Raw genomic sequence first — 16283 nt, forward strand, 5'->3', positions numbered from 1 at the left:
ATCGATCGTTCGAGGTGACTCCATGGCCGACAACCCCCTGGCTCCTGCGTGGCTTTCAGCGCCCGACGACGCGAACGCTTTCGCGCAGGGGGTGTGGCCGAAGAACCTGCACCGCACGGATGACGGTTCCGTGGTCTTCGCCGGCGTGAACCTCACCCAGTTGGCCGCCCGCCGCGGCACCCCGCTCTACGTGCTCGACGAGGGCGAGGTGCGTGAGCGCGCGGCCCGGGTGCGCGCCGCCTTCACCAGCGCCTTCGAGCGCGTCGGATCGACAGCGGAGGTCTACTACGCAGGCAAGGCGTTCCTCAGCACGGAGATCGCGCGGTGGGTCACGGAGGAGCAGCTGCGCATCGACGTCGCCAGCGGAGGCGAGCTCGCCGTCGTGCTGGCCGCCGGTGTCGATCCCGCTCGCCTCGGCTTCCACGGCAACAACAAATCGCGCGATGAGATCGACCGCGCCGTCGACGCCGGTGTCGGCACGATCGTGATCGACTCGGAGCAGGAGATCGAGCGGGTCGCCGCGGCGGCATCCGCTCACGGTCGTGTGCAGCGTGTGCGTCTGAGGGTGCGCAGCGGAGTGCACGCGCACACCCACGACTTTCTCGCGACGGCGCATGAAGACCAGAAGTTCGGCGTCGCGCTGGCCGATGTCGAGCGTCTCGTCGCCGGCATCCGCGGCCAGAAAAGCCTCGAGTTCGTCGGGCTGCACTGCCACATCGGCTCGCAGATCTTCGGCTCAGACGGATTCGCGGAATCCGCCGCTCGGTTGATCGCCGTGCACGCGCGGCTGCTGGCCGGCGGCGCGGTGCCCGAGCTCAACCTCGGCGGCGGGTTCGGCATCGCCTACACCGCTGCGGACGAGCCGGACGAGATCGAGAAGCTGGCCCAGCACATCGCGCAGGTTGTCGCTGCGGAATGCGAGAACCTCGACATCCCGGTGCCCGTGGTCGCATTCGAGCCTGGGCGCTACATCGTCGGGCCGGCCGGCATCACGCTGTACACGGTCGGAACGACCAAATCCGTCGTGCTGGACGGTGACGGCGCGCCCGCGCAGCGCCTCTACGTCAGCGTCGACGGGGGCATGAGCGACAACGCCAGGCCGGCGCTCTATGGCGCCGACTACTCGGCACGCCTGGTGGGCAGGGCATCCGACGTGGAGCCGGTGCTCGTTCGGGTGGCAGGCAAGCACTGCGAGTCAGGTGACATCGTGGTGGATGCCGAATACCTTCCAGGCGACGTCGCTCCTTCAGACCTGCTCGCCGTGGCGGCGACCGGCGCGTACTGCTGGTCGCTGTCGAGCAACTACAACTACCTTCCGCGGCCCGCGGTGGTCGCAGTACGCGATGGACACGACCGGGTGATCGTGCGCGGAGAGACCGAAGACGACCTGTTGGCGAGGGATGTCGGCGCGCGTCTCTCCACCGCGGTGCCGTCAGAAGCGCAGCGCGACGTCGACGCACCCGGCCCGCTCGCCCGTGCCGACCGCGCAGCCCAGGGGGACCAGAAGTGATCGAATACCGAAGCCTCAAGATCGCGCTCCTCGGCGCGGGATCCGTCGGCTCCCAGGTTGCGAAGCTGCTCATCGACAACGCCGACGAACTCGCAGCCCGCGTCGGAGCAGGCCTCGAGCTCGTCGGCATCGCGGTGCGCGACCCGGATGCCCCGCGCCGCGTCGCTCTGCCGCGCGAGCTGTTCACGACCGACGCGCGCTCGCTCATCCTGAGCGCCGACATCGTGATCGAGCTGATGGGCGGCGTCGACCCCGCCCGCGAGTATGTGCTGCTTGCGCTGAATTCCGGCGCCGACGTCATCACCGGCAACAAGGCGCTGCTCGCCGAACACGGAGCGCAGCTGTTCGCAGTGGCCGAGCAGGTCGGCGCGCAGCTCTACTACGAGGCTGCCGTCGGCGGGGCGATCCCGATCATCCGTCCGCTGCGCGACAGCCTGGCGGGCGATCGTGTCGAGCGCATCCTGGGCATCGTGAACGGCACGACGAACTTCATCCTCGACCGTATGGACACTTCAGGCGACACCCTCGAGGACGCGCTCGAGGTGGCAACCGAGCTCGGGTACGCGGAGCGCAGCGACCCGGCAGCGGATGTCGAGGGGTACGACGCCGCAGCGAAGGCGGCCATTCTCGCAGGGCTCGCGTTCCACACGACGGTTCCTCTGGAGTCGGTGCATCGCGAGGGCATCACCGGCATCACGAAGGAGCAGGTGGATGCCGCGCGCGAAGGCGGGTACGTGATCAAGCTGCTCGCGATCTGCGAGCGGGTCGCCGCCGATGACGGCAGCGAGGGCGTGTCCGCCAGGGTGTATCCGGCGCTCGTCCCGAGGCAGCATCCGTTGGCCGCCGTGCGCGGCGTGCACAACGCGGTTTTCGTGCAGGCCGCAGCGGCAGGCGACTTGATGTTCTACGGTGCAGGCGCCGGAGGACTCCAGACCGCGTCCGCTGTGCTGGGCGACGTCGTCTCCGCCGCGCGCAGGCACGTCGTCGGCGGTCCTGGCGTCGCGGAGTCCACGCACGCGGACGTGCCTGTGCTCGAGATCGGCGCCGTTCGCACCAGGTATCAGATCACGCTCCGCGTGACGGATGCCCCTGGTGTGCTCTCGCGCATCGCCTCGATCTTCGCCACGAACGAGGTCTCGGTGGAGACCGTGACGCAGACCGTGGCATCCGAGCAGGAGCCCGGCGTGGCATCTGGAGCGATCCCGGCCCGTCGGGAACCCCTCCCGGCCACGGCTACGCTGGTCATCGGAACGCACGAGGCGTTCGAGTCCGCTCTCGCGGCAACGGTCGACACCCTTCGCGCCAGCGATGAGGTCGTGGCCGTCACCTCTGTCTTACGAGTTGAAGGAGTCTGACGTGGCGCACCAATGGCAGGGCGTTCTGCGCGAATACGCCGATCGCCTCGACGTGACGGAGGCAACGCCCATCGTCACTCTCGGCGAGGGCGGCACCCCGCTCATCCCGGCCCCTGCGCTGTCCCGCCGCACCGGCGCCGACGTGTACGTCAAGTTCGAGGGCATGAACCCGACGGGCTCTTTCAAGGACCGCGGTATGACGATGGCCATCTCCAAGGCCATCGAGCACGGTGCGAAGGCCGTCATCTGCGCCTCGACCGGCAACACCTCCGCGTCGGCGGCCGCTTACGCCGCGCACGCGGGCATCCAGGCCGTCGTGCTCGTGCCGGAGGGCAAGATCGCCCTCGGCAAGCTGAGCCAGGCGATCGCGCACAACGCCGAGTTGCTGCAAGTGCAGGGCACGTTCGACGACTGCCTCGACATCGCCCGCGAACTCTCCGCGAACTACCCGGTGCACCTGGTCAACTCGGTGAACAACGACCGCATCGAGGGCCAGAAGACCGCAGCGTTCGAGGTCGTCGAGGTACTCGGCGACGCTCCCGATTTCCAGTTCATCCCGGTGGGCAACGCGGGCAACTACACGGCGTACACCCGCGGTTACACCGAAGAGCTTGAGCGTGGCATTACGACGAAGCTGCCGCGCATGTTCGGTTTCCAGGCGGCGGGTAGTGCGCCCATCGTGCTCGGGCATCCGGTCAAGGATCCCGAAACGGTCGCCAGCGCCATCCGCATCGGCAACCCCGCCTCATGGGAGCTCGCGCTCGCCGCGCGGGATGCCACGAACGGCTACTTCGGCGCCATCGACGACGAGAGCATCCTCGACGCTCACCGCATCCTCTCGGCAGAGGTCGGCATCTTCGTCGAGCCTGCCAGCGCGATCAGCGTCGCCGGCCTGCTCGAGCGCTCAGAGGCCGGCGTGATACCCGCCGGTTCGAAGGTCGTGCTCACGGTCACCGGCCACGGCCTCAAGGATCCGCAGTGGGCACTGCGAGTCGCGGGCGGCGGCGAGGTCACGCCGACGGTCGTTCCCGTCGACACCGCGCAGATCGCGGGAGTGCTGGGGCTCAGCCCGTCGGGCGCGGCGTGAGCGCGGCATCCGTGCCGGCGATCGGCACGAGCGTGCGCGTGAAGGTGCCGGCCACCTCCGCCAATCTCGGTCCCGGGTTCGACACCCTCGGCCTCGCGCTGGCCCTGTACGACGAGCTCACCGTCACGGTGCGAGACGAACCGGGAGCCTTCGTCGAGGTGCACGGCGTCGGCGAGGGGGAAGTGCCGACGGACGAGACGAACCTCGTCGTGCGCTCCATCGCGCACGCGTTCACGGCGGTCGGAATCCCGGTTCCGGGACTCCACCTCGTCGCCCGCAATTCCATTCCGCACGGACGCGGCCTCGGATCCTCGGGCGCGGCGATCGTCTCGGGCATCGTCGCTGCCAAGGGCCTGCTCGAGGGCACCGTCGAATTCGGCCCGCAGCAGCTCTTGTCGCTGTCGACGGAGCTGGAGGGGCATCCCGACAACGTGGCCCCCGCACTGTTCGGCGGTCTCACCATCGCCTGGGTGTCGGCCGAAGGCCCTCAACACAAGAAGCTGATGGTGCATCGCGGCGTCTCGCCGCTGGTTTTCGTGCCTGAGCACGTCATGTCGACGGCATTGGCACGCAGCCTTCAGCCGACGTCGGTTCCGCACGAGGATGCCGTCTTCAACGTCTCCCGCTCGGCGCTGCTCGTTGCGGCCTTGGTGCAGAGCCCCGAGCTGCTGCTCGCCGCGACGGAAGACAAGCTGCACCAGAACTATCGTGCGAAGGCGATGCCGGAGACAGACCGCCTCATCTCGGCGCTGCGCGCCGACGGCTTTCCTGCCGTCGTCTCGGGTGCCGGCCCCTCGATCCTGGTGTTGTGCAGCGATCCTGCGCAGCGCCTGGCTGCCGCCGAACTCGTCGCAGAACGCGCAGAGACCACGTGGCAGCCGCTCATGCTCGCTGTCGACTTTCTCGGTGCGACGGTGCATCGAGCGGATGCTTCGGCGACGTGAACCGTGACGCGGCGGTCCCGGGCCGGTCGCTCTTCGCAACACGATGTGCCGTTGGCGAGCGAAGGGGTACGAGGGTGGTAAACTGAGCGCACCTGCCAGACGGCGCGAAAAAGATACGCGAATCTGGTGTTCGGGTGAATCTCTAGAAACTCACTGCTGTCGTGCTTGCCTGAATCCGCGCAGCGATCCCCGACGGGGCGCGGGCGAAGTATGAACGGGCGGCTCGTGCACGACACGCGCTCTGAGCGAGGCGGATCTATGCCCGCCAGAGGAAAGGAATCCTCTTCAAGTGACTGATGTCAACCCCCGCGCCGAAGGCGTGGATCCCACTGTCGATCTGTCCAACCTGCGAGTTCCGCAGCTGCAGACGCTCGCTACGAGCATCGGCGTCCCAGGCGCTGCGAAGCTCCGCAAGGGCGAACTGATCGCAGCCATCGAGGCCACGCGGGCCACCGGCGAGACGGCCGGCACCGAAGCCGTCGCTCCCGCCGTCGTGGCCGAGGCGCCGGCAGACAGCGCTCCGGCCGTGATCGAGGCCGCACCGGCCGAGGTTGCGACGGCCGAGGTCGCGACGGACGAGGCGCCTGCTGCGTCGTCCGACGGCCAGCAGCTCAGCCCGCAGGACGCCGAGGCGGCTCTGCAAGCCGCACTCGACCTGCAGACTCCGCCTGCGCGCAGCCGTCGTGGCTCGCGCCGCGTCACGAGCGTCGACGGTGGCCACACCGTCTCGGCCTCCACCTACGTGAACGCCGGCCAGGCCGGCCTTCCCGAGCCCATGACCGACGCCGTGAACGTTGCGGTCGAGTCGAATGATGCTCAGGCATCTGCCGTCGTCGTCGCCGACCGCGAGGATGCAGCTCCCGCGGAGGATGCGCAGGCCGAGAACGCCGCTGATGCGCAGGCATCCGATGGTGCCGACGGTTCGCAGCAGCCGCGTCAGGGTCGCGGACGCAATCGCGGACGCAACAAGAACCGTCGCGCCGACAACGGCGAGGGCGGTGACAACAGCGCCGAGCAGCAGGGTGGCCAGCCGGCTCAGAACCAGCAGGGCCAGAACCAGCAGGCACAGAACCAGGGTCAGCAGAACAACCAGCAGCAGAAGCAGGGTCAGCAGAATCAGCGTGGTCAGGGCGGCCAGCAGCAGGGCGGTCAGCAGAACCAGCGCCAGAATCAGAATCAGGGCGGCCAGCAGGCTCAGGATGACGAGCGCGGCGGGCGTAACCGCTACCGCGACCGCAAGCGCCGTGGGGCCGTCGGCGACGATGTCGAGCCCGAGATCCTCGATGACGACGTGCTCATCCCCGTCGCGGGCATCCTCGACGTGCTCGACAACTACGCCTTCGTGCGCACCAGTGGCTACCTGCCAGGACCGAGCGACGTCTACGTCTCGCTCGGACAGGTGAAGAAGTACAACCTGCGCAAGGGCGACGCGGTCGTCGGAGCCATCCGCCAGCCGCGCGATGGCGAGGGCACAGGGCGTCAGAAGTACAACGCGCTGGTCAAGGTGGACTCTGTCAACGGTCAGAGCGTCGACGAGGCGGAGGCCAGGGTCGAGTTCAACAAGCTCACCCCGCTGTACCCGCAGGAGCGGCTGCGTCTCGAGACCGAGCCGACCAAGCTCACCCAGCGCATCATCGACCTGGTCGCCCCGATCGGCAAGGGCCAGCGCGGCCTGATCGTCGCTCCGCCCAAGGCCGGCAAGACCATCGTGATGCAGCAGATCGCCAACGCGATCACCACGAACAACCCCGAGGTGCACCTCATGGTCGTGCTCGTGGACGAGCGGCCTGAAGAGGTCACCGACATGCAGCGCACGGTCAAGGGCGAGGTCATCGCCTCGACGTTCGACCGTCCGGCCGAAGATCACACCACCGTCGCCGAGCTCGCCATCGAGCGTGCGAAGCGCCTGGTGGAACTCGGCCACGACGTCGTCGTGCTGCTCGATTCGATCACGCGACTCAGCCGCGCCTACAACCTGGCCGCGCCGGCATCCGGTCGCATTCTCTCCGGTGGTGTGGACGCTTCGGCGCTGTATCCGCCCAAGCGCTTCTTCGGTGCGGCTCGCAACATCGAGCACGGCGGATCGCTGACCATACTGGCCACGGCGCTCATCGAGACCGGTTCCAAGATGGACGAAGTGATCTTCGAGGAGTTCAAGGGAACCGGCAACTCGGAGCTGCGCCTCTCTCGCCAGCTCGCCGACAAGCGCATCTTCCCGGCCGTCGACGTGAACGCGTCGGGCACCCGTCGTGAAGAGATGCTGATGAGCGGCGACGAGGTGAAGATCACCTGGAAGCTGCGTCGCGCCCTCGCCGGGCTCGACCAGCAGCAGGCCCTCGAGGTAGTGCTCGGCAAGCTCAAGGAGACCACGTCCAACGTGGAGTTCCTCGTGCAGATGCAGAAGTCGATGCCGGCACCCACCGCCGGTCACGGTGCTGCTCACTCGCACGCGCACGAGAACGACCACCGCTAGCTGTCTTCTGGATGCCCATTGCCGGCGCTGTACCGAACATTCGGTCGGAGCCGGTGGTGGGCATCCGTCATTTCCCGCACCAGCCTGCGATCGCGAACGGAAGCCACACGTGTTCGAATCCATCCAGACCCTGCTCGACGAGCACGATCAGCTGCAGGAGCAGCTCGCCGACCCTGCTCTGCACGCCGACGCCGCTCGCGCCAAGAAGGTCAACCGCCGGTACGCGGAGCTCAGCCAGATCAAGGCGGCGCACGAGTCGTGGAAGAGGCTCGGCGACGACCTGGATGCCGCACGCGAGCTCGCCAAAGAAGACGAGGCCTTCGCCGAGGAGGTGCCGTCACTCGAAGAGGCGCACGCCGCGGCGCAGGAGAAGCTGCGCAGGCTGCTGATCCCGCGCGATCCGGACGACGGGCGTGACGTGATCATGGAGATCAAGGGTGGCGCGGGCGGCGCGGAATCAGCGCTGTTCGCCGCCGACCTCCTGCGCATGTACCTGCACTATGCGGAGTCCAAGGGCTGGAAGACCGAGATCCTCGAGCACGACGACACCGACCTCGGCGGCTACACGAACGTGCAGGTCGCCATCAAGGGCAACTCGCCCGACCCGGCGGAGGGCCCATGGGCGCATCTGAAGTACGAGGGCGGCGTGCACCGTGTGCAGCGGGTGCCGGTGACCGAGTCGCAGGGACGCATCCAGACATCGACGGCCGGCGTTCTCGTGTTCCCCGAGGTGGACGAGCCTGAAGAGGTCGAGATCAACGCGAACGACCTGCGCATCGACGTGTTCCGCTCGTCGGGGCCAGGGGGCCAGTCGGTGAACACCACAGACTCTGCGGTGCGCATCACGCACATCCCGACCGGCATCGTGGTGTCGATGCAGAACGAGAAGTCGCAGATCCAGAACCGCGAGGCGGGCATGCGCGTGCTGCGCGCCCGACTCCTGGCGAAGCAGCAGGAAGAGTTGGATGCCGCTGCATCGGATGCGCGCAAGTCGCAGATCCGCGGCATGGACCGCTCCGAGCGCATCCGCACGTACAACTTCCCCGAGAACCGCATCGCCGACCACCGCACGGGCTACAAGGCGTACAACCTCGACCAGGTGATGAACGGCGCGCTCGATCCCGTGATCGACTCCGCCATCCAGACCGACGAAGAGGCGCGCCTCGCCGCCCTCGGCGAGGACTGAGACGGGCCGCCGGCCTCAGATGTAGATGCCGGGGTCGAGCCACGCCTCGTCGGAGGGGGTCTCCGGAGCGCGAGGTGAAGCATCCTGCCTGCGATCACGGGCCGGGATGCCCACCAGCACCGAATCCGGCGGCGCCGACTTCACGACGACCGCGTTCGCGCCCACCACGGAGCGTGCCCCGAGCACGATGTCACCGAGCACCTGCGCGCCGGCCCCGACGACGACGCCGTCGTGCAGGGTCGGATGCCGCTTGCCACGTCCCCTGGACTTTCCGCCGAGCGTGACGCCGTGGTACAGCATCACCCCGTCGCCGATCACCGTCGTCTCGCCGATCACGACGCCCATGCCGTGGTCGATGAAGAAGCGCCGGCCGATGCGGGCGCCGGGGTGGATCTCCACACCGGTGAGAAACCGTGCGAACTGCGACAGCAGTCTTGCGGGCAGCCTCAGCCCGGGGGAGATCCACCAGCGGTGGGCGATGCGGTACAGCCAGATGGCGTGCAGACCGGAATAGGCCAGCGCGATCTCGACATCGCTGCGGGCGGCCGGGTCATGGCTCCTGGCATTGGCGATGTCCTCGCGCATTCGCGAGAGAACGGACATCCCTAGTCGAGCAGGTCCTGGTAGAGGATCGTCGAGATATAACGCTCGCCGAAGTCGGGAATGACGACCACGATGGTCTTGCCCGCGTTCTCGGGGCGTTTCGCCACCTGCACGGCCGCGTTGACCGCGGCTCCCGACGAGATGCCGCCCAGGATGCCCTCCTCGGCTGCCAGCCGGCGCGCGGTCTCGACCGAGGCCTCGGCGTTCACGTCGATGACCTCGTCGTAGATGGAGGTGTCGAGCACCTCGGGAACGAAGTTCGCACCGAGGCCCTGGATCTTGTGCGGTCCTGGCTTGCCGCCGTTGAGGATCGGAGACTCGGCAGGCTCGACGGCGATGATCTGGATGTCGGGCTTCTGCTCCTTGAGGTAGCCGCCTGCACCGGTGATCGTGCCGCCCGTTCCGATGCCGGAGACCAGGATGTCGACGGCGCCTTCCGTGTCGTTCCAGATCTCCGGACCGGTGGTGGCGCGGTGGATCGCGGGGTTCGCCTGGTTGGCGAACTGCTGCGCCCAGATCGCGTTCTCGGTGTTCGCGACGATCTCCTTGGCCTTCTCGACCGCGCCGCGCATGCCGTCGGCTCCTGGTGTGAGCACGATGTCGGCGCCGTATGCGCGCAGCAAGACGCGGCGCTCCTTGCTCGCCGTCTCGGGCATCGTGATGATCAGCTTGTATCCGCGGGCGGCAGCGACGAACGCCAGCGCGATGCCGGTGTTGCCGCTCGTGCCTTCCACGATCGTTCCGCCGGGCTTCAGCGCACCCGCCGCTTCTGCAGCGTCGATGATCGCAAGACCGATGCGGTCCTTCACGCTCGCAGCAGGGCTGTAGAACTCGAGCTTCGCGAGCACGGTCGCCTGCGCGCCATCGATCACGCGATTGAGCTTCACGAGCGGGGTGTTGCCGACCACCTGGGTGATGTCGGAGTAGATCTTGCCGGACATGACATGCCTTTCGACGCGACGGAAACGTTGAGAACAAGACGACTGAAGCTGGCCGACGGCCCGAAGCGCGAGAGCGCCGCCGTCTGAAGCTTATTCTTGACGGTCGGACCCGTTGCCGAATATGACGACGGCATGAGTTGCCTGTGCGATGCGTTCGCGGTCGTCGAGAGTGCAGGTCCGAGATCCTGTGAGTGCTGGCGGGGACGCTGAGCGAAGGAAGCGAGAGCCCATGGATTCCGACGGTAGGACCGTGCGTGACGTGCTGCGCGAGGTGACAGAGCAGCTTGCCGCGGCGGGCATCGTCGACCCTTCGGTGGATGCCGAGCTCCTCGTCGGCCACGTGCTGCAGGCCGGCCGGGGTCGGGTGCAGGCGCTCGTGGTGACGGATGCCCCGGTGTCGGCGGGTCAGGCATCCGCCGTCGGCGCGCTTGCGGCTCGTCGTGCAACGAGAGAGCCGCTGCAGCACATCACGGGGAGGGCGCCGTTCCGCTCGCTGAACCTGCTGGTGGGCCCCGGTGTCTTCGTGCCGCGTCCCGAGACGGAGCTGCTCGCGCAGATCGCGGTGGATGCCTTGCGTTCGGCAGCGGAGCCGCAGCCGATCGGCATCGACTTCGGAACCGGCAGCGGCGCTGTGGCGATCTCGATGGCCACCGAGGTTCCGCACGCGACCGTGCACGCCATCGAGCGCTCACCCGAGGCGTTCGCGTGGGCGGCGCGGAATGTCGAGGAGTCCGGCGCAACCAACCTCGAACTGTCGCAGGGCGATCTCGCCGATTCCCTCCACGAGCTCGCGGGTCGGGCGGCCGTGGTCGTCTCGAATCCGCCCTACGTGCCAGACGACGCGATTCCGCGCGATCCTGAGGTGAGGCTCTTCGATCCACCGGCCGCGTTGTACGGCGGTCCCGACGGGCTCGACGTGGTGCGGGTGCTGTCGCGACGCGGACTGGAGCTGCTGCGCCCCGGCGGACTCATCGCGATCGAGCACGGAGAGCTGCAGGGGAGCGAGGTACGGGGCATCCTGCTGGGCGACGGGTGGCGTGGGGTCACCACCCACGTCGACCTGACGATGCGCGATCGGGTCACGACGGCGATGCGCTGAGCGTCAACGGTCAGTTGCCCGACTTCTCGCGCTCCTTGGCTGCTCGCTCCCTGGCCGCTTTGACGGCTTCCCGCTCGCGCTTGCGCGCATCGCGCAGTGACTTCTCCGCCTCGCGTCGCGACTTCGCGGCCTCTTTCACGCGCTTGTCCGAGCCGTAGAGCGCTGAGTCGTCGTCATCGGGCGGTGTAGGCGTGGCGGAGGCGCCTCCCCGGTCGATGTAGCGCTCGATGCCGTCGAGCACCCTTTCGAGTCCGAACGCGAAGTCGTCGAATTCGTTCGAGGTGTACGCGCCAGACGCGATGACCGGAGCGAGATCGGGAAACCGGTCCGGCGTCACGAGCGCGGCGAGGGCCGGCGCGAACGAGGCGCCCGTCACCTCATCGCCAGGTGTTCCCGAGGTGTCGATGTCCGACTGGATGCCGCCGACCGCGCGCACGTACGAGGCGAGCAGTAGAACGCACGCCATCTTCTCGTGCTCGCTCAGTGCGGCTGGGCGAAGCGAGCGCAGCGCCAGGTCGATGAGGCGCATCACGTTGGGCGTCAGCGGTGTTCCCGTGATCGGTATGTCCACGTACCACGCATGCCGGCGAAAGGCGTCGAGATTGGCGAGCGTCCACTGCCGCAGCCCGGTGCGCCAATCGTCGTCGGGCGGCTCGGGGAGTTCGATGTCGGCGACGGCATCCTGCATGAGCAGCAGCAGGTCGTCCTTGCTCGTGATGTAGCGGTAGAGCGACATCGTCGTGAACCCGAGAGCGGATGCCACGCGCGCCATCGACACGGCGCCCAGGCCCTCGGCGTCGGCGAGCTGGATCGCCGCCTCGACGATGCGCTCGATGCTGAGCTCGCGTTTCGGTCCGCGCTGCGGTCGCTCGGCGACGCCCCAGGAGAGCGCGACAGCGTGCGGCAAGGCCAGGTCGGAGGCGCCGTCCGGGTCTGTCTCGGTCATCGTTCTCCCTCTGCCTCGAAAGCCTTCGCGAGGCTGCACGCCCACGACCAAGCAGCGGGTATCACTCTCAGTCTCGGGGTGGGCGTGCAGTCTCGCGGCATGCGTGGCGGCCAGTCTATGAGCAGCGGCTCGCGGAGCGGGATCTGCTCATTCCTTGACGCGCTTGGCGAAGACGATCGTCGCGCCGACGTAGCTCACCAGCAGGATGCCGAGCATCCACGCCAGCGCCACCCAGAGGGTGTTTCCCGGCGCCGTCCCGCTCAGCAGGTCTCGCATGGTCTCGATGATCGGCGTGTAGGGCTGGTGATCGGCGAACCCGCGCAACCAGACGGGCATCGTGTCCGTCGGCACGAAACCGCTGGAGAGATAGGGCAGAAAGAGGAACACGAAGTTGATCGACGATGCGGCATCCACGCTCAGCAGCAGTCCGCCGAGAGCGCTGAGCCAGGTGAACGCCAGGATCATCAGCACCGCGAACGCGATCGCCCCGACCCAGCCGCCGAACTCCGCGGCCGGCCGGTAGCCCAGCAGGAGCGCCACTCCGAGAACGGGGATGCAGGCGACGAGGTTGCGTACCACGCTCGCGACGACGTGGCCGTACAGCACGGACGACCCGAACACCGGCAGCGTCTTGAACCTGTTGACGGTGCCGCTCGTGACATCCTGCGCAACGGCGATCGCTGTCGACGCCGACCCGAAGCCGAGGCACAGCACCAGGGTGCCCGGCACGACGTAGTTCACGTAGTTTCCGTCGGACTCGATCGCTCCGCCGAAGATCACGACGAACACGAGCATGATGCAGACCGGTATGACGAACGCGGTGATCAGCGAGTCGACGCCGCGCAGCGTGCGACGCACCTCCCTGCCCGTCATGGTCGCGATGTCGGCGACTGCGGTGCCGAATCCCTGGTGGTGCGAACGGGGGATGCCCGGTGCGAGTTCGATCGCGGTCATGCTGCCTTCTCCTTGTCGTTGGTGTCGGATGCCCGGCGTCCAGTAGGTGCCTGGTGCCCGGTGAGGGTGAGGAACACGTCGTCGAGGCTGGGGCCTGCGATCGCGATGTCGGTCACCGCGACGCCGTGGTCTGCTGTGTCGGCGAGGAACGAGCGGATGTCTGCAACGGCGTGCTCCGTCGGAACGCGCACCGCGAGCTCATCGAGGTCGCTCTCCGCGTTCTGGCGCAGCGCGGCGGCACGCTGTACGTCGTCGACGGTGGCGAACGAGAACACCAGATGCTCTCCGCTCACCTGGGCCTTGAGCTCCACCGGAGTTCCGCTCGCCACGATCGTTCCGCCGTCGATCACTCCGACACGATGGGCCAGACGCTCGGCCTCTTCCAGGTACTGCGTGGTGAGCAGGATCGTCGTTCCGTTCGCCGCGAGCTCGGCCACGAGCGACCACAGCCCCGCTCGGCTTCGCGGGTCGAGTCCTGTGGTCGGCTCGTCGAGAAAGAGCACGGGCGGGGCCGCGATCAGGCTGATCGCCAGATCGAGCCTGCGCCGCATGCCACCTGAGTAGTCGGCGACCCGCTTGCCGGCGGCATCCGTGAGGTCGAACGCCTCGAGCAGGTCTCGCACTCGTGTGCGCCGCGCCCTGGTGCCGAGATGACCGAGCCTCGCCATCATCGCGAGGTTCTCCGCGCCGGTCTGGAACTCGTCGACCGAGGCGTACTGCCCGGTGAGTGCGAACATCCGTCGCGCCTCCTGCGGCCGGGAGAGTACGTCGACGCCGCCGATCGAGACCGTGCCTGCGTCGGGTTTGATCAGAGTGGAGAGGATGTTGATGGTGGTCGTCTTGCCCGCGCCGTTCGGTCCGAGCAGGGCGTAGATCTCGCCGCGCCCCACACTGAAGTCCACGGAATCGAGAACCACGTGCTTTCCGTATGTCTTGCGCAGCCCCGTCACCTCGATGGTGCGGTCATGCAGCCGGTTCATCGCCGTCATCGTCGTTGCCCTTCGTTCGATTCGCTTGACTGTGTATGGCGTACTCAGAATGTATAGCATAAACAGTATGCGACGTAAACAGTGTGGTTCGCGTCGATCACCTCTATCGCGGCTGACGCCGCTCACGGGCTCAATCGGTGTGGCCGTTGTGAGCAAGCTCCCAACGGCCACACCTCAATCGCCCCTAGAATCGGTCGGTCATGACTTCCTTCTACGACTGCTCCGACGACGACGGCCTCGCCGAGGGCATCAAGCAGGCGCGCGCCGCCGTTGAGAACGGCGACCTCATCGTGCTTCCCACCGACACCGTCTACGGCATCGGCGCCGACGCTTTCAGTGCCGCCGCCGTCACGAGCCTCCTCGAGGCCAAGGGGCGCGGGAGGCAGTCGCCGCCGCCCGTGCTGATCCCGGCGCTCACCACGCTCGACGCACTCGCCGAGACAGTGCCCCAAGAGGCGCGCGACCTCGCCGGCGCTTTCTGGCCGGGCGGTCTCACCATCGTGCTTCCCGCCCAGCCCTCGTTGGCATGGGATCTCGGCGAGACGAAGGGCACCGTCGCGTTGCGCATGCCGAACAACCCGGTCGCGCTCGCACTTCTGCGCTCGACAGGCCCGCTCGCCGTGTCGTCGGCGAACAAGACGGGCCTGCCTGCCGCCACCACGGCGCACGAGGCCGAGGAGATGCTCGGCGACTCGGTGGTGGCGTACCTCGACGGAGGATCGGTCGGCGCCGACTACGCAGAGGCCGACGTGACCGAGACGTCGTCCACCATCGTGGATGCCACCGCGCTCGCCGCAGGCGACGGAAAGCTGCGCATCCTGAGGCACGGCGTCATCAGCGACGAGCAGATCCGCCAGGTCGTCGGCGACGCACTCGAGACCGAGTCGGCGGAAGACTCTCAGCAGACATGACTCTTCTGCTCGTCATCGGACTGATCACGGCGATCGTCACCTTCGTGTTGTCGATCGTGGTCTATCGGGTGGCGCTGAAGTTCAAGCTGTACCCGCGCATCCGCGAACGCGACGTGCACACCAGGCCGACTCCGCGCCTCGGTGGCGTCGCCATGTTCCTCGGCATCGTGGTGGCCTTCGGTGTCGCCTACCTGTTCTCCCAGATCTTCCACGGATTCGGCGGACCGCTTCTCGGCGTGGTCTTCTCCGACCCGACACCCGTGCTGGCCATCCTCGGCGCCGCCCTGCTGATCGTCGTGATCGGCGTCGCCGACGACCTGTGGGATCTCGACTGGATGACGAAGCTCGCCGGCCAGTTCGTGGCCGCCGGTCTCGTCGCCTGGCTCGGCGTGCAGATCTACTCGTTGCCCCTTGGCGGGGGAGTGACAGTCGGATCCCCGTGGATGAGCGTGGCCATGACGGTGATCGCCATCGTGCTCGTGATGAACGCCATCAACTTCATCGACGGTCTCGATGGGCTGGTTGCCGGCGTCGCCCTGATCGCCAACGGCGCGTTCTTCATCTACAGCTATCTGATCACCGTCAAGACGAGCCCCTCGAACTACTTCAGCCTCGCATCGGTGCTGGCCGTCATCCTGGTGGGTGCGTGCGCAGGATTCCTGCCGCTGAACTGGCATCCGGCCCGCATGTTCATGGGAGACACCGGCGCCCTGCTGATCGGGCTGCTGATGGCGTCCTCCGCGATCGCCGTCACGGGGCAGATCGACCCGGTCGCTCTCGAGGAAGGCGGCGCGAGGTCGCTGTTCCCCGCGTTCATCCCGATCATCCTGCCGTTCGCCGTGCTGGTGGTGCCGTTGCTCGACTTCGGCCTCGCCGTCTTCCGGCGGGTGCGAGCCGGCAAGTCACCGTTCAGCGCCGATCGCAAACACCTGCACCATCGTCTGCTCGACATGGGGCACTCGCACCTGCAGGCCGTCCTGATCTTCTACGCGTGGACCGCCGTGGTCTCGATCGGATGCCTGCTGTTCTGGTTCCAGCCCATCTGGCCGGCCGTGCTGTTCCTCTGCGTCGGCCTCGTCGTGTGCACCGCGCTCACGCTCGCACCGCTGAGCCGACGCAAGAGCATCGAGGCCATCGCCGAATCGACGCCCGCGAGTGAACAGTCCGCCGATCCGGATGCCGCTGCCCGCCTCGATCCGCTCGACGCGGCATCCGAAATCTCACCATCTGATATGCCAGCACCACCCAGGAAGGAAATGACCCCATGACAGACTCCGGCGATCGC

At 67.5% G+C, this 16283-nt stretch carries 14 protein-coding genes; 9 read left to right on the plus strand and 5 right to left on the minus strand.

What is annotated here, in order from left to right:
- Positions 1-22: 22 nt before the first annotated feature.
- The 6 genes from lysA to prfA all read left to right on the plus strand — a co-directional run bounded on the left by lysA (position 23) and on the right by prfA (position 8555).
- Complete coding sequence (gene lysA / locus MJ603_RS10310) at positions 23-1510, plus strand: diaminopimelate decarboxylase (RefSeq protein ID WP_243063623.1); 1488 nt, start codon at positions 23-25, stop codon at positions 1508-1510.
- Positions 1507-2865: a homoserine dehydrogenase gene (locus MJ603_RS10315; protein WP_243063624.1), complete on the plus strand. Its 1359-nt coding sequence runs from the start codon at positions 1507-1509 to the stop codon at positions 2863-2865. Before lysA ends, MJ603_RS10315 begins: the two co-directional genes overlap by 4 nt.
- Before the next feature lies 1 nt (position 2866).
- Complete coding sequence (gene thrC, locus MJ603_RS10320; protein ID WP_243063625.1) at positions 2867-3952, plus strand: threonine synthase; 1086 nt, start codon at positions 2867-2869, stop codon at positions 3950-3952.
- Complete coding sequence (gene thrB / locus MJ603_RS10325) at positions 3949-4896, plus strand: homoserine kinase (RefSeq protein ID WP_243063626.1); 948 nt, start codon at positions 3949-3951, stop codon at positions 4894-4896. The genes thrC and thrB overlap by 4 nt, the downstream gene beginning before the upstream one ends.
- Before the next feature lie 289 nt (positions 4897-5185).
- Positions 5186-7369: a transcription termination factor Rho gene (gene rho / locus MJ603_RS10330; protein WP_243063627.1), complete on the plus strand. Its 2184-nt coding sequence runs from the start codon at positions 5186-5188 to the stop codon at positions 7367-7369.
- 109 nt (positions 7370-7478) lie between these two features.
- Positions 7479-8555 (plus strand): peptide chain release factor 1, encoded by a 1077-nt coding sequence (gene prfA / locus MJ603_RS10335; RefSeq protein WP_243063628.1) that lies wholly within the window; start codon positions 7479-7481, stop codon positions 8553-8555.
- A 15-nt stretch (positions 8556-8570) separates the two neighbouring features.
- On the opposite strand, the gene epsC is transcribed toward prfA, so the two are convergent.
- The gene (gene epsC, locus MJ603_RS10340; protein WP_243063629.1) at positions 8571-9158 is read right to left on the minus strand and encodes a serine O-acetyltransferase EpsC; all 588 of its coding nucleotides are present in this window, start codon (positions 9156-9158) and stop codon (positions 8571-8573) included.
- 2 nt (positions 9159-9160) lie between these two features.
- Positions 9161-10099, minus strand: a complete 939-nt coding sequence (cysK, locus tag MJ603_RS10345) for a cysteine synthase A (RefSeq protein ID WP_243063630.1) — start codon at positions 10097-10099, stop codon at positions 9161-9163.
- Positions 10100-10328: 229 nt separating this feature from the next.
- On the opposite strand from cysK, the gene prmC reads away from it, so the two are divergent.
- Positions 10329-11198: a peptide chain release factor N(5)-glutamine methyltransferase gene (gene prmC, locus MJ603_RS10350; RefSeq protein WP_243063631.1), complete on the plus strand. Its 870-nt coding sequence runs from the start codon at positions 10329-10331 to the stop codon at positions 11196-11198.
- A 10-nt stretch (positions 11199-11208) separates the two neighbouring features.
- Here prmC and MJ603_RS10355 read toward each other — a convergent pair whose 3' ends face one another.
- The 3 genes from MJ603_RS10355 to MJ603_RS10365 all read right to left on the minus strand — a co-directional run bounded on the left by MJ603_RS10355 (position 11209) and on the right by MJ603_RS10365 (position 14087).
- On the minus strand, positions 11209-12144 hold the full coding sequence (locus tag MJ603_RS10355; RefSeq protein WP_243063632.1) for a TetR/AcrR family transcriptional regulator C-terminal domain-containing protein: 936 nt from the start codon (positions 12142-12144) through the stop codon (positions 11209-11211).
- A 147-nt stretch (positions 12145-12291) separates the two neighbouring features.
- Positions 12292-13098 carry an ABC transporter permease gene (locus tag MJ603_RS10360; RefSeq protein WP_243063633.1) on the minus strand — a complete coding sequence of 269 codons (807 nt, stop codon included), beginning with the start codon at positions 13096-13098 and terminating at the stop codon, positions 12292-12294.
- Positions 13095-14087, minus strand: a complete 993-nt coding sequence (locus MJ603_RS10365; protein WP_243063634.1) for an ABC transporter ATP-binding protein — start codon at positions 14085-14087, stop codon at positions 13095-13097. The genes MJ603_RS10360 and MJ603_RS10365 overlap by 4 nt, the downstream gene beginning before the upstream one ends.
- A 200-nt stretch (positions 14088-14287) precedes the next feature.
- On the opposite strand from MJ603_RS10365, the gene MJ603_RS10370 reads away from it, so the two are divergent.
- Together MJ603_RS10370 and MJ603_RS10375 are read left to right on the plus strand one after the other, a co-directional pair.
- Entirely contained in the window at positions 14288-14998 is a 711-nt protein-coding gene (locus MJ603_RS10370) for an L-threonylcarbamoyladenylate synthase (protein WP_243063635.1), read from the plus strand.
- Positions 14995-16266, plus strand: coding sequence for an MraY family glycosyltransferase (locus tag MJ603_RS10375; RefSeq protein WP_243063636.1), 1272 nt, complete (start codon positions 14995-14997; stop codon positions 16264-16266). The genes MJ603_RS10370 and MJ603_RS10375 overlap by 4 nt, the downstream gene beginning before the upstream one ends.
- The last annotated feature ends 17 nt before the right edge of the window (positions 16267-16283 follow it).

Origin of the sequence: Humibacter sp. RRB41 (assembly GCF_022761015.1) — a bacterium.
GTDB lineage: Bacteria > Actinomycetota > Actinomycetes > Actinomycetales > Microbacteriaceae > Humibacter.